This is a genomic window from Achromobacter pestifer, assembly GCF_013267355.1.
GTDB classification, from domain to species: domain Bacteria; phylum Pseudomonadota; class Gammaproteobacteria; order Burkholderiales; family Burkholderiaceae_B; genus Achromobacter; species Achromobacter pestifer_A.
Genome location: NZ_CP053985.1, coordinates 3,757,771 through 3,771,866 on the forward strand (window position 1 = coordinate 3,757,771; position 14,096 = coordinate 3,771,866).

Annotated in this window: 7 protein-coding genes and 1 pseudogene; 3 read left to right on the forward strand and 5 right to left on the reverse strand. The window is 67.8% G+C overall.

Annotated features, from left to right (window positions below; translation table 11 throughout):
- Positions 1-17 precede the first annotated feature (17 nt).
- The 4 genes from FOC84_RS17965 to rsmD all read right to left on the reverse strand — a co-directional run bounded on the left by FOC84_RS17965 (position 18) and on the right by rsmD (position 2,743).
- Positions 18-1,241 (reverse strand): benzoate/H(+) symporter BenE family transporter, encoded by a 1,224-nt coding sequence (locus FOC84_RS17965; protein ID WP_173145621.1) that lies wholly within the window; start codon positions 1,239-1,241, stop codon positions 18-20.
- Positions 1,238-1,489 (reverse strand): YfhL family 4Fe-4S dicluster ferredoxin, encoded by a 252-nt coding sequence (locus tag FOC84_RS17970; RefSeq protein WP_173145622.1) that lies wholly within the window; start codon positions 1,487-1,489, stop codon positions 1,238-1,240. The genes FOC84_RS17965 and FOC84_RS17970 overlap by 4 nt, the downstream gene beginning before the upstream one ends.
- A 125-nt stretch (positions 1,490-1,614) precedes the next feature.
- Entirely contained in the window at positions 1,615-2,118 is a 504-nt protein-coding gene (coaD, locus tag FOC84_RS17975) for a pantetheine-phosphate adenylyltransferase (protein ID WP_173145623.1), read from the reverse strand.
- Between the two features lie 58 nt (positions 2,119-2,176).
- Complete coding sequence (gene rsmD / locus FOC84_RS17980) at positions 2,177-2,743, reverse strand: 16S rRNA (guanine(966)-N(2))-methyltransferase RsmD (protein ID WP_173145624.1); 567 nt, start codon at positions 2,741-2,743, stop codon at positions 2,177-2,179.
- 307 nt (positions 2,744-3,050) lie between these two features.
- On the opposite strand from rsmD, the gene ftsY reads away from it, so the two are divergent.
- Positions 3,051-4,148, forward strand: coding sequence for a signal recognition particle-docking protein FtsY (ftsY, locus tag FOC84_RS17985; RefSeq protein WP_438800886.1), 1,098 nt, complete (start codon positions 3,051-3,053; stop codon positions 4,146-4,148).
- A 78-nt stretch (positions 4,149-4,226) separates the two neighbouring features.
- Here the strand turns inward: ftsY and FOC84_RS17990 are convergent, their stop codons facing one another.
- A complete protein-coding gene (locus FOC84_RS17990; protein WP_173145626.1) occupies positions 4,227-5,885 on the reverse strand; it encodes a CYTH and CHAD domain-containing protein in 1,659 nt (552 codons plus the stop codon).
- A 341-nt stretch (positions 5,886-6,226) separates the two neighbouring features.
- Here FOC84_RS17990 and FOC84_RS33555 point away from each other — a divergent pair.
- Both FOC84_RS33555 and FOC84_RS33400 read left to right on the forward strand, forming a co-directional pair.
- A pseudogene (locus FOC84_RS33555) lies at positions 6,227-6,313 on the forward strand (ESPR domain-containing protein); the annotation flags it as partial.
- Positions 6,314-6,508: 195 nt separating this feature from the next.
- Positions 6,509-14,089 carry an autotransporter-associated beta strand repeat-containing protein gene (locus FOC84_RS33400; protein ID WP_254241696.1) on the forward strand — a complete coding sequence of 2,527 codons (7,581 nt, stop codon included), beginning with the start codon at positions 6,509-6,511 and terminating at the stop codon, positions 14,087-14,089.
- The last annotated feature ends 7 nt before the right edge of the window (positions 14,090-14,096 follow it).

Here is a 14,096-nt window from a genome sequence, read left to right on the forward strand (position 1 = left end):
CCGGGCGCAAGGGCCGCTCAGGCCTGCGTGCCCGAGCGCTTGAACTCGAATGCCGCGTGGGCCAGCAGGCCCGCCATCAGGCCCCAGAAGGCCGAACCGATACCCCAGAAACTGAAGCCCGATGCCGTGGCCAGCAGCGTGATGAGCGCGGCTTCGCGGCGTTGCGGGTTGGCCATGGCCGCGGCCATGCCGCCCATGATGGTGCCCAGCAGCGCCAGCCCGGCCAGCGCGGCCAGCAAGGCGGCGGGCAGGGCCTGGAAGAACACGGCCACGGCGCCGGCAACGACGCTCAGCACAACATAGCCCAGGCCGTAGGTGGCGGCGGCGATGTATCGCTTGGACGGGTCCGCGTGCGCTTCGGGGCCGGTGCAGATGGCCGCGCTGATGGCGCCCATCGTGACGCTGTGCGCGCCGAAGGGCGCGGCCAGCAGGCCCAGCAGGCCGGTGGCCGCCACCAGGCGCGAGGCGGGCGGCTGGTAGCCGGCGGCTTGCAGGATGGCCAGGCCGGGCAGATTCTGCGAGGCCATCGCGACGACGAATAGCGGAATGCCCAGGCTGACCGCGGCCTGCGCGCTGAAGGCGGGCGTGGTCCAGACGAATTCGGTGAGGCGCCAGTCCAGCAGGTCCAGCTGGATCAGGTTCAAGCCGAAGGCAATGGCGATGGCCACCAGCATGACGACCAGCACCGCGTAGCGCGGCGCCCAGCGCCGGCACAGCAGATAGGCGGCGCACATCGCCAGCACCAGCGCGGGCTGCTGCTTGATGTTGCTGAAGACGCCCATGCCGAAATTGAGCAGCACGCCCGCCAGCATGGCCGCGGCGATTTCGCCGGGGATGCGGCGCAGGATGGGATCGATCCAGCCGAACAGGCCGCAGGCCAGCGTCAGCGCGGCGGCAAGGATGAAGGCGCCGATGGCTTCATTGAAGGGAACCCCTGCCAGCGCGGTGACCAGCAGGGCCGCGCCGGGGGTGGACCAGGCCATGACGATGGGCAGGCCCGTGCGCAGGCTGTACACGGCGCCGCCCAGGCCGAACGCCAGGCTCAGCGAGCCGATCCAGGAACCGATGTGCGCGGAATCCAGGCCCGCGGTATGGCCTGCCTGCACCATCAGCACGGCGGTGCCGCCGAAGCTGACCAGTACGGCGACCAGGCCGGCGGCGATGGCCGATGCGGACAGATCACGGCGAGCGTGGTGGCGGGCAGGAGGGAGGTTGATGCTGGACTGCGCGGCGTCGCTCATGCCGCACCGGTCAGGCGGCGGTACTTGGCCATGAGCTGTTCCTGGCCTTCCTTCCATTGCGGGTGCAGCTCGATGCACTCCACGGGGCACACCACCTTGCATTGCGGCTCGTCGTGGTGGCCCACGCATTCGGTGCACCGGTCAGGGTCGATGATGTAATAGTCCTCGCCCATGGAGATTGCTTCGTTCGGGCACTGGGGCTCGCAAACGTCGCAATTGATGCATTCTTCGGTGATGGTCAGGGCCATGGCGGGCTACGGTATGGGGCGGGTAGGGCTACGCGCATTGTACCGCCGTCGCCCGCCCGGGCCGCGCAGCGCAAGAAGGGCGCTCTGCGCGCCCTTCGAGGGTGGAGCAATACCTGCGGCGGGGCTCAGCCCGGCCAGGACTGTTCGCGGCGTTCCTTGGCCTTTTCCTGGAGCCAGCGCTCGACCGACGGGAACACGAACTTGCTCACGTCGCCGCCCAGTTGCGCGATTTCGCGCACGATGGTGCCGGAGATGAACTGGTACTGGTCCGAGGGCGTCATGAACAGCGTTTCGACGTCGGGCAGCAGATGGCGGTTCATGCCGGCCATCTGGAATTCGTACTCGAAGTCGGACACGGCGCGCAGGCCGCGCACGATGACGCGGCCGTTCTGGTCGCGCACGAAGTCCTTGAGCAGGCCGGCGAAGCTTTGCACTTCCACGTTGGGATAGTGGCCCAGCACTTCGCGCGCGATTTCCACGCGTTCGTCGATGCTGAAGAAGGGCTTCTTGTTGCGGCTGATGGCGATACCCACCACGACCTTGTCGAAAAGCGTGGCGGCACGGCGGACCAGGTCTTCGTGGCCTCTGGTCAGCGGGTCGAAAGTGCCAGGATATACAGCGATGATCATGCGAGCTCCGTACCGTTATTAGTGGTGTACACCATCCTCCGAAGCTCGGATTATTGACCTATTTGCGCAATGCAGCAAATTCCAGCAGGTGGTAGTGGACCGCGCCTGCCTTGTCCTGCCGCAAGATCGTGAATCCTTCGGGGGCTTCGATGGGGTTTTCCGCCTCTACGTAGACTAGCCCATGCTCGGTCAGAATGCCCGGCAGAATGGGCCACAGGCGCGGCAGCCAGCCTTGGCCGAAGGGCGGATCCAGCAGAATCAGGTCAAATCGGGACGCATCCATGCGTTCGGCGACCTGCATGGCGTCGCCCACGTGGATGCGTATCATGTCGGCTTTGAGCTTGTCGCGTAGTGTCCGCAGCGCGGACGCGGCGGTCTTGTCCCGCTCGACCATCTGCACATGCGCCACGCCGCGCGAGGCTGCCTCGAAGCCCAGGGCGCCGCTGCCGGCGAACAGATCCAGTACCTGCTTGTCGGCGAAGTCGCCGCCCCACAGGTGATTGAGCCAGTTGAACAGCGTCTCGCGCACCCGGTCGGGCGTGGGGCGCAGCGTCTCCACGTCGGGCACGGCAATGGGGGTGCGTCTGTATTGGCCCCCGACGATACGAATATACTTGTTACCCATGTTTAGCCGCTTCTTCAAGAAAAAATCCCCTCCGCCCGCCGCGCCGGTCCAGCCCGCGCCGCCGCCGGAGGCCGCAGACGCCGTTGTTGCGCCTGCCGAGCCCGTTCCGGTCATTCCTGCGCCGCCGGCGCCGGTTGCCGCCGAACCGCGAATCGAACCGAGCATCGAACCGCCCGCCGCCACCGCGCCGGCTGCGACGCCGGCCGCCGCGCCAGTTGCTGCACCGCATGAGACGCCGGCCGCAACGCCTGCGCCGGTTGCGCCTGCAACGTTTGCGCCCGTACATGCTCCAGCTCCGGCAGCCACTCTGGCACCGGTACATGCTCCAGCTCCGGCACCGGTACCCGCTCCGGTAGTGGCTCCGGCGCCCGTCGCGGCTCCCGCGCCGTTGGCACCCACTCCCACGCCGCCCTCTGCTCCCGCTCCGGTTGCGGCTCCGGTGGCGGCGCCGGCTCCCGTGGCTGCCGTCGAGCCTGCCGCCGAAGCCCCCAAGAAGGCTTCCTGGCTGTCCCGCCTGAAGCAAGGCCTGTCGCGCACGGGCCAGAGCATAGGCGGCATCTTCGTCGGCGTGAAGGTCGACGAGAACCTGTTCGAGGAACTCGAATCGGCGCTCATTATGGCCGATGCGGGCCTGGAGGCCACCGAAAAGCTCCTGACCGCGCTGCGCGCCCGCGTAAAGAAGGAACGCATCGAGGATCCGGCCAAGGTGAAGGCGGCCTTGCGCCAACTGCTGGCCGATCACCTGCGCCCGCTGGAGCGCGCCTTCGACCTGAAGCGCACGCAGCCCCTGGTCGTCATGATCGCTGGCGTCAACGGCGCCGGCAAGACCACGTCCATCGGCAAGCTGGCCCATACCTTCCAGCGCCAGGGCGCCAGCGTGCTGCTGGCTGCCGGCGACACGTTCCGCGCGGCCGCGCGCGAGCAGCTCATCGAATGGGGCAGCCGCAACAACGTGACCGTGATTTCGCAGGAAGGCGGGGATCCGGCGGCGGTGGCGTTCGACGCCGTCAACGCGGGCCGCGCGCGCGGCATGGGCGTGGTGATGGTGGATACCGCGGGCCGCCTGCCCACGCAATTGCACCTGATGGAAGAACTGAAGAAGATCCGCCGCGTCATCGGCAAGGCGGATGCCGCCGCGCCGCACGAGGTGCTGCTGGTGGTGGACGGCAATACCGGTCAGAACGCCTTGGCGCAGATCCGCGCTTTCGATGCCGCCATCAATCTGACCGGCCTGGTCGTGACCAAGCTGGACGGCACCGCCAAGGGCGGCACGCTGGCCGCCGTGGCCGCGGGCAGCCAGGGCGTGCGCCCGATCCCGGTGTACTGGATCGGCGTGGGCGAGAGCCTGGAAGACCTGCAGCCCTTCGTGGCCGACGAGTTCGCCGGGGCTTTGCTGGCGGATTGAGGCCCATGGGTCCGGCGCGCAGGCGCCGGAAAAAACAAAGGGACGGCGCATGCCGTCCCTTTTGTATTCAAGCCCGCGTCACTTCCAGAACGGCTTGCTGGCGGCCAGGTCGTCGAACGCTTTCTGTGCGTCGTCGGCCAGTTCTTCCAGGCGGGCGCTGATCCAGCCCAGCGCAAACCAGGCTTGCGGGTGGGTGGCGGTGCACGACTCGTAGTAGTCCTTGGCCACCGCCAGGTCGTTGATTTCGCCCAGCACGTCCTGCACGCGCGACAAGAGCTTGCGATAGCCGCGCAGCTTGCCGGCAGGCAGCAGCGATTCGGCGAACGCCAGGCTGTAGCGCAGGCGCTTGCCGCGCTTGCGCAATTCGTGGCGCGTGGGAATGTCCAGCGTCGCGAATTGCGTGCCCTGGTCGGCCACCTTGCTGTGCCAGCGATGCAGCCGCCGCGCGAGCTGCTTGTGCAGGCGCTGCGGATCGGGTGCGGGCGCCAGCATCGGAATGATGGTGGGTTTGACGCTGGGCGTCGCCACGCCGCCTTCCAGCCGGATGGCGGGCTCGGGCGCGGTGTCGCTGGGCGTGCCGTTGGCAATAGTCTGGCCTTCGGTGGAAGGCAGGGCCGGCGGCACGTCCAGGCTCCATTCCAGCAGCTCCAGCAGCCAGGCCTGGAAAGCCTTGCCGCCGGCGATGCTGCGGGCGTCCTGATCCGGGGGCGCGGCTTCCATCGGGATGACAGGCATGCCCGCGCGCATCAGCGCGGGCGCCACGGTTTCGTTCAGCACGTCCTGGTCGCGGTTGGCGCCGAAGGCGGCGAAGTGCGTGCGCACGCCTTGCAGCAGAGCGTCCGGAATCGGCGCGATCCAGCCGTCGAACAGCTTCCAGGCCGAACGCAGCCGGCGCACGCCCACGCGCAACTGGTGCACGTGTTCGGAGTTGCCCGCGCGGTATACGCCTTCGGTGTCGACCTCGGCCAGCACCGCGGCGTTGCGCGCAATCTGGTCCAGGCATTCGGCGGCGATGCGCGCCATGGCCTGAGGCGCCGTCATGTCCTCGCGCAGCTTGACCGATGTGGCGCCGCGCGGCGCCCAAAATTGCGCGATGGCTTGTGCGCGGCGGGCTTCGAGGTCATCGCCGGGAATGGCGTCAGCGTCGGCCAGGCGCTGCGCCAGCTGGGCCAGCGCATCACCGCGTTCCGACTTGCTGCGCGGGTCCAGCACCAGGCTGTGGCGCTGCTGCCAGCCGCGAGCCGCCGCGAAGATGGCGGCGGGGCGGCCCGATACCAATTCGAATTCCAGTTCGGAGATGGGCAGCTCCAGCGCGCCGGCGCGCAGGATGCCGGTGTCGTAGGCCAGTTCCACCGTGCCGTAGCGCGTGCGGACCTTGCGCAGCAGGCGCTGCACATCGGTTTCGTAGCGCAGGCCCAGTTCGCCCTTGACGGCCGCCAGCGCGGCTTCGACTTCGGTGCCGGCATACACCGACAGGTCCAGCACCGGACCGGGCCGCGGGTGATTGAGTTCGATGCGCGTGATGGCATTGATGCCGGGCATCTTCAGCGTCTGCACCCAGTCGCGGCCTTCCTGGCGCAGCCGGATGGCGATGCGCGCCCGCGCAAGTTCGCGTTCCGGCGTATCGAAATACATGGCGTGCAGGCGGATGCGGGTCGCCTCGCGCTGCTTGACCTCTCGCTGCACCGCCTGGCGCGAAGCCGCGGGCACGTGCAGTTTCAATTCCTGTTCCGACATGGCGACGAGCGTCCAACGGCAAAAGCCGAGATCTTAATCAAACAAGGGGGGCGATTTGATGACCGGTCATATTTATTTCACATGGAGCATAGACGTGTTTGCGGCGCATCAACAACTGGCTGAGCGGGCTGATCGCCTGACGCTTGCTGGAGCATCCAAGGGCCGGTAGCCATATGGCCCGGAGCCGGCGGGGCCGCTGAAATTACCCAGTTTCAGTGATATGCAATGTTACGGATCGCTTTTCTAATTGTAATCGGCGGGTAACGCGACCCGCACGTTGCCATTTCCACTCGCGTCCGCTGGGCGCCAGTCTGCGCGGGCCAAGATTACAGAAGAGCCCCATGAACCGCACGTATCGCATAGTCTTCAACCGCAGCGCGGGATTGTGGCAGGTTGTAAGTGAGCATGCCCGCGGGCAAGGCAAGGGCGGTCGCCGTGAAAGCAGATCCGCGCGCGCGCGCCTGCCGTTGATGGCGATATTGCTGGCGGCCCTGGGTACGGCCGGCGCAGTACAGGCAGGGCCGATGGTCACCCTCACCGGCGATACCACTTTCGGAGCTTATTCAGATCCATACCTCACGGTCGTCGGCCCGCTTCACGTGGGCATGACCGGTGTAGGAACATTGACCGTTGCCGATGGCGGCCAGGTGACGATACTGCCCGGCCACATGGTGATTCTGGCCGACTCGGCCTCGGCTCAGGGCACGATCAACATCGGCGCGGCTCCCGGCGCTGCGCCCGCGGGCGCCGGTGTCCTGGCGACGGGGCTACTCGAGTTCGGCGCGGGCGCGGGCACGCTGAACTTCAACACCAACGACCTCCACAACTTCGGCGCGGCGCTGGTCAGCCGCGGGTCGGGCACGCATAAACTCAATCACTATGCCGGCGAGACGCTGCTGCGCGGTGATAGTTCGGCCTTCGCGGGCGCGGTCAAGGTCATGGGCGGAAGGCTGACCATTCTCAACACACTGGGCGCGTCCGAAGGACGGCTCGATGCCGGAATTGCGGCGGGCGCCAGGGCCAGGGTCGACGTGGGCCGCGGCGGGGCCTGGAACATTGCGGGCAACTTGTTTGTCGGCGAAGTCGGCTCCGGCGAGCTCAGAATTCTTGACGGGGGCACGGTATCGAACCAGTTTGGCACGGTCAACGCCAAGATGGGTTCCGCCGCTCAAGTAACGGTTTTCGGTGCGAATTCCCGCTGGGTGAACAGCCATGCCCTGTTGATCGGCACGGACGGTGCGCGGGGGGCGATGACGGTCGAGCAGGGCGGCTACGTGAGCAGCAACGACGCCTATGTCGGCCGCATGCAGGACGGCCATGGGACCGTCTTGGTGACGGGGAGCGGATCGGCCTGGGCCAGCGGCGGCAGACTCCTGGTGGGAGACATGTCAGCCCAGGGCTTATTGAGCATCGAGACGGGCGCTGTCGTCACGACTGTCGACAGCGTGGTGGGCAGCATGGGCGGCAGCGGCAGTGTGGTCGTCAGCGGAGCCGGCGCCTCCTGGAACAATACCGGTGCGCTCAATCTGGGCTTCGGCCAGGCTCTCCTCTTTGGCACCGGCAGCGTGACGATCGCGAATGCGGGCGCCGTCAATGTCGGTGCGAACGGAACAGGGGTGGTTGCCTTGGCCAAGGATGGCCTGTTCCCCGGGTTCGGCACGACCGGCACGATCAATATCGGCGCGCAGGCCAACCAGGCCGCCGTCGCGGCCGGTACGCTCAACGCCTCGGCGATCGAATTCGGCAAGGGCAATGCCACGCTCAATTTCAACCATGCCGATGCGGGCTATCGATTCCTGGCGCAGCTCAAAAGCACGGGCAATGGCACACACCAGCTGAACCAGATCGCCGGCTCCACCATCATGGAGGGAGACAGCTCCGGCTTCAGGGGCGCGATGAAGGTGTCGGGCGGCAAGTTGACCGTGATGGGAAAACTGGGTGGATCCGCGGAGGTGACGGGCGGCGTGCTGCAGTATGGCGATGGCGCCACGGGCGCGGCCAACAGCCTGAGCGGCAACCTGAAAGTCTCCGGCGTCGGCAGCATGCTGGCGCTGCGAGGGGGCGCCACGCTCGGGGTCGCAGGCGACGTCGATCTGGCCGACGCCACCGTGTTGGACATCGCGGCCGGCGCGGGCAGTCCGTCATTGCAGGCAAACAAGGTCAAGCTGGGCGACGGCGTGGTGTTCAAGCTGAGCGGCATTGCCGACAGGAGCCAGCTTGACAAGGTACTGATCCAGAGCACGAACGGCATCGATGGTGATTTCAGCGGCGTGAGCGTGGGCGGTTTCACGGGCGCCGTCGATTACCTTACCGTCCACACGCGCAAATCCGCGGACGGCCTGCAGTACCGCGCCACCTACGATTTGAGCTGGACCGCCAACAACAATCTGGGCCATGGCACCTTCACGCTGGCCAACCCTGCGGACCGTTTCGACGTGGGCGTGGCGCTGTCGGACCAGGCCGCCAATGCCGCGGCCGGCTGGGATGGCAACACGCTGACGAAGGCAGGAGCGGGCACGCTGGTGCTGAGCGGCAACAACACCTACAGCGGCGGCACGGTGATCGCCGGCGGCACGCTGCAGGTCGCAAACAATGCGAATCTGGGTTCCGGCACGCTGACCTTCAGCGGCGGGACATTGGCGGTCACGCACTCTTTCGACACCTCGCGCGCCGTCGCGCTGGCGCAGCCTGGCAGGTTCGACGTGGCTGACGGCGCCGTGCTGGGCCTGACCGGCAGCGTGACGGGGAGCAGCGACCTGATCAAGAGCGGCGCGGGCACGCTGCGCCTGGACAAGGCGGGCAATGCCTACGGCAACACCTGGATCCAGTCGGGGACGCTGATCGGCAATGCCGCTTCGATCTCCGGCACCGTCAACAACGGCGGCAAGCTGGTGTTCGACCAGGCGATCAATGGCAACTTCTCGGGCAGCATCTTCGGGGCTGGCGCGCTCGTCAAGCAGGGCGCAGGTACGCTGGTGCTGTCCGGGGACCATGTTGCTTTCTCTGGCAAGACGACGGTGTCGGCGGGCACGCTGGCCGTGCAGGGCGTGTTGGGCGGCTCGGCGGAGGTCACGGGCGGCACCTTGCAGTATGGCAATGGCGTTGTCGGCGCGGCCAACCGCTTGAGTGGCGACCTGAAGGTGAGGGCTGCGGGTAGCACGCTGTCGGTGCAGGGCGCCGCCACCTTGTCGGTCGCGGGCGATGTCGGCCTGGCTGATGACACTGTGCTGGACGTCGACACCAGCGCGAACGGGCCGGTCTTGCAGGCGGGCAGCGTCACGCTTGGCGACGGTGTTGCTTTCCGGATCAACGGCATCACCGGCGCGGGGATGGCGGAAAAGGTCCTGATCGATACCCGTACCGGCATCAGCGGGGACTTCGGGTCCGTGAGCGTCGGCGGCTATTCGGGCGCGGTGGACTACCTTGCCGTCAACACGCGCAAATCGGCGGATCAACTGCAGTATCTGGCCAGCTATGGTCTGAGCTGGATGGCCAACAACGATCAGGCAGGCGGCACGTTCACGCTGACCGGCGCCACGGACCGGTTCGAGGCCGGCGCGGCGCTGAGCGATCAGGCGCCCAATGCCGCGAAAGGCTGGAACGGCCGCAGCCTGACCAAGGCGGGCGCGGGCACGCTGGTGCTGAGCGGGAACAACCGCTACACCGGCGGCACCGAGATCCTGGGTGGCACGCTGCAAGTGGCGCGCGATGAGAACCTGGGCGCAGCCTCGGGCGGGCTGGCTTTCAACGGCGGCACGCTGGCCGCCACGGGCTCCTTCGACACCGCGCGCGCCGTCACGCTGTCGAACTCAGGAACCTTCGACGTGGCAGACGGTGCCAGGCTGGGGCTGAATGGGCAAATCTCGGGCGGCGGTTCCCTCGTCAAGACGGGGGCGGGTACCTTGGCCCTGGGCCCAAGCAACAGCTACATCGGCGACACGACGATTGCCGGCGGCACCTTGCAGATCGGGAGCGATGCCAGCCTGGGGGCGCTGGTCAACCGTCTGTACATCACCGGCGGCAGGCTGGCGACGACGTCGTCCTTTGATTTGTCGCGCGCCGTGACGTTGGGGGGCGCGGCGGCGGGGTTCGACGTGGCAGCTGGCACGTCGCTGGGCGTGACGGGTCCGGTATCGGGCTCGGGCATGCTGGCGAAATCCGGAGCCGGCACGCTGGTGTTGAGCGGCAGCAATAGCTACACCGGCGGCACGCGTATCGATGGCGGCAGGCTGAAAATCTCCAATGATTCGAACCTGGGCGCCGCGGCTGGCGGACTGGCGCTCGATGGCGGCACGCTGGCCACCACCGGCATCTTTGACATGGCGCGCGCGATCGCGCTGACACGGCAAGGCAGTTTCGACGTGGCTGCCGGCACGACGCTGGGCCTGACGGGCAAGGTGTCGGGCAACGGAGACCTGCTCAAGGCCGGAGCAGGCACCTTGCGCCTGGACAACGGAGCCAATGCCTACGGCAATACGTGGATTCAGGCAGGTACGCTGGTCGGACATGCCGGTTCGGTCTCGGGAAATGTCGGCAACAACGGAACGCTGGTGTTCGAGCAGGCCGCCGATGCGAGCTTTGGCGGCGCCATTTCCGGCAGCGGCAATTTGATCAAGACCGGCGCAGGCACGCTGGACCTGGCCGGCAATCACGCTTCGTACACAGGCAAGACGACCGTGTCGCAGGGGCGGCTGATCGTGCAAGGCGTGCTGGGCGGTTCGGCCGCGGTGACGGGCGGCACATTGCAATACGGCAATGGCGTCGCGGGCGAGGCAAACCACCTGAGCGGCGATCTGAAGGTTGCCGGCGGCACGCTGTCGGTGCAGGGGACGGCCGTGCTGTCGGTGGCGGGTGATACCGATCTGGCCGACGGTACGGCCCTGGAGATTGCGGCAGCGACTGGCCGCCCCGCCTTGCAGTCCGATCGCGTCTTGCTGGGCGATGGCGTGACGTTCCGGCTGGCAGGCATCTCCGACACGAGCCGGCTCGACCAGGTGTTGATCGATACCCGCCACGGCATCAGCGGAGACTTCGCGTCGGTGAGCGTAGGCGGCTTCACGGGCGCCGTGGACTACATGACCGTCAATACGCGCAAGTCGGCGGACAATATGCAGTATCTGGCGACTTATGGCTTGTCCTGGAGCGCCGGCAACAACCTGGCGCACGGCACGTTCACGCTGACCAACGCCACGGACAGCTTCCTGGTGGGAGCGGCGTTGACGGATCAAGCCGGCAGTGCCGCCAGCGGTTGGGACGGCAGGACCCTGACCAAGGCCGGCGCGGGCACGCTCGTGTTGAGCGGCGACAACAGCTATGGCGGCGGTACGACCATCTCGGGCGGCGTGCTGCAGGTTGGCCGCGACGCGAACCTGGGGGCGGCCACGGGCGGGCTGAGCTTCAACGGCGGCACGCTGGCGACTACCGGGACTTTCGACACCGCGCGCGCGATCACGCTGGCGCAGGCGGGCGGCTTCGACGTGGCGGCCGGTACTGCCTTGGGCCTGGCCGGCACGGTATCGGGTAACGGCATGCTCATCAAGGCGGGGGCCGGCACGCTGGTGCTGAGCGGCAATAACACCTATGGCGGCGGCACGCGCATCGTTGGCGGCAGCGTGCAGATCGCGCAGGACGCGAGCCTGGGCGCGGCTTCAGGCGCGCTGACGTTCGACGGCGGCGCGCTGGCGAGCACGGGGTCGTTCGACACCTCGCGCGCTGTCCTGCTGGCGCAGTCGGGCAGCTTCGACGTCGCCGCAGGCACGGTCTTGGGCCTGAACGGCACGGTGTCGGGAGGCGGCATGTTCGCCAAAACCGGGGCTGGCACGCTGGTGCTGGGCGGCAGCAATACCCACGCCGGTGGCACGCGGGTCGATGGCGGCACCTTGCAGGTCGCGCGGGACGCGAACCTGGGCGCAGCCGCTGGCGCGGTAACGTTCAATGGCGGCACGCTGGCGACTACTGCGTCATTCGATACCACGCGCCCGATGTCGCTGATGCAGTCGGGTCGCTTCGACGTGGCTGCAGGCACGGCGCTGGGCCTGAGCGGCACGGTTTCGGGCGCTGGCGCGTTTGCCAAGCTTGGCGCCGGCACGCTGATCCTGAGCGCAAGCAACAGCTATGCCGGCGGCACCGCGATCGCCGGCGGCGTCTTGCAGGTCGCGCAGGACGCGAACCTGGGCGCGGCCGCTGGCGCGTTGACGTTCAATGGCGGCACGCTGGCGGCCACGGGCAGCTTCGATACCGCGCGCACGGTCGCGCTGGCGCAGACAGGGACCTTCGACGTCGCCGCCAGCACGACGCTGGGCCTGACCGGCATGGTCTCGGGTAGCGGCAATCTGATCAAGACCGGGTCCGGCACGCTGCGTCTGGACAACTCGGCCAATGCCTACGGCAACACGCTGATCCGGGACGGCATCTTGGTCGGCAATGCCGCTTCGATCCTCGGCAACGTCGACAACAACGGCACGCTGGTGTTCGATCAGGGCGCGAATGCGTCGTTCGGCGGCGCCATTTCCGGCAACGGTGCCCTGGTCAAGAGCGGCGCCGGCACGCTGGGGCTGACCGGCGACAGCTCGGGCTTTACCGGCAGCACCACGGTCCAGGGCGGCAGGCTGGCCCTGAACGGCAAGCTGGGCGGCGGCTTGAATATCGGTGCGGGCGGCGTGCTTGCAGGCGCGGGCACCGTGGGCTCGGGAGCCGGCTCGACGGTGACGGTGGCGGCCGGCGCCACGCTGGCGCCGGGCAATTCCATAGGCACGCTGACCGTCGATGGCGATCTCGTCATCGAGAGCGGCGCGCGCTACGCCGTGGAAACCAATCCGCGCGGCGCCGATGCCGACCTCATCCATGTCACTGGCAATGCCACGATCAATGGCGGCTCCGTCGCGCATATCGGCATCGATGGCGACTACGGACTGCGTTCCGTGTACACGCTACTGGCCGCTGACGGCGCCTTGTCCGGCCGGTTCGACACGGTGACTTCCGACTATGCCTTCCTGACGCCGCAACTTGGGTACGACTATGGCGCGGGCCGGGTGTCGCTGGAATTGACGCGCAACGGCACGGCCATGGCCACCGCCGCTGCCACGCGCAACCAGCGCGCGGCGGCGGGCGCCATCGACAGCATCGGCATGGCGGCGGGCAACGGGCTCTACGATGCGATCGTGGCGCTGCCCGACGACAAGGGTTTGCTGCGTTCCAGTTTCGACCAACTGTCCGGCGAAATCCACGCGTCGGCCAAGACCGTGCTGCTCGAGGACAGCCGCTATGTGCGCGACGCGGCCAGCGAGCGCCTGCGCTCGGCCGCAGGCGCGGTCGGCGCATCGGCGGCGCCAGTCCTGGCGTCCGCCGGGGACGGCGCCCGGCTGGCTCCGGCGGGCGCCATGGGGCCAGCCAGCTGGATACAGGGTCTGGGTTCCTGGCGCCAGACCGATGGCGACGGCAACGCCGCTCAGGTCAAGAGCTCGACCGGCGGCTTTCTGCTGGGTGTGGACGCGCCGGTGTCCGACGCCTGGCGGCTGGGTCTGATGGCGGGCTACACCCGCACGGATTTCGATCTGCGCGACCGGGCCTCCTCCGGCGACAGCGACAACTACCATCTTGGCGCCTACGGCGGCGGCCAATGGGGTGCGTTGGGTCTGCGCGGCGGGCTGGCCTACAGCTGGCACGACATCGCGACTCGGCGCTCGGTTGCCATGCCCGGCTACTCCGACCGCCTCAAGGCCAACTACGATGGCCGCACCGTCCAGGCCTTTGCCGACCTCAGCTACCGCATCGACACGCGCATCGCCGCGCTTGAGCCGTTCGCCAACCTGGCCTATGTCAACCTCAAGACCGACGGCTACAGCGAGAGCGGCGGCGCCGCGGCGCTGCGCGCCAACAGCCAGACCAACGAGACCACGTACACGACACTGGGCTCGCGGCTCATGTCCAGCTTCGAACTGGGCGGCGCGCAAGCCACGGCCCGGGGATCGCTGGGCTGGCGCTACGCCTTTGGCGATTTGAAACCCGCCGCCACCCAGGCCTTCGCGGCGGGCGATGCCTTTACCGTGGCCGGCGTGCCCATCGCGAAGAACAGCGCGGTACTGGAAGCGGGGCTGGATGTGCAGGTATCCCGCAAGGTCTCCTTCGATCTGTCGTATCAGGGGCAGCTCGCCAGCGGAGCCCAGGATCACGGCGTCAGGGCGGGGCTGAACGTGCGGTTCTGAGTCGTCG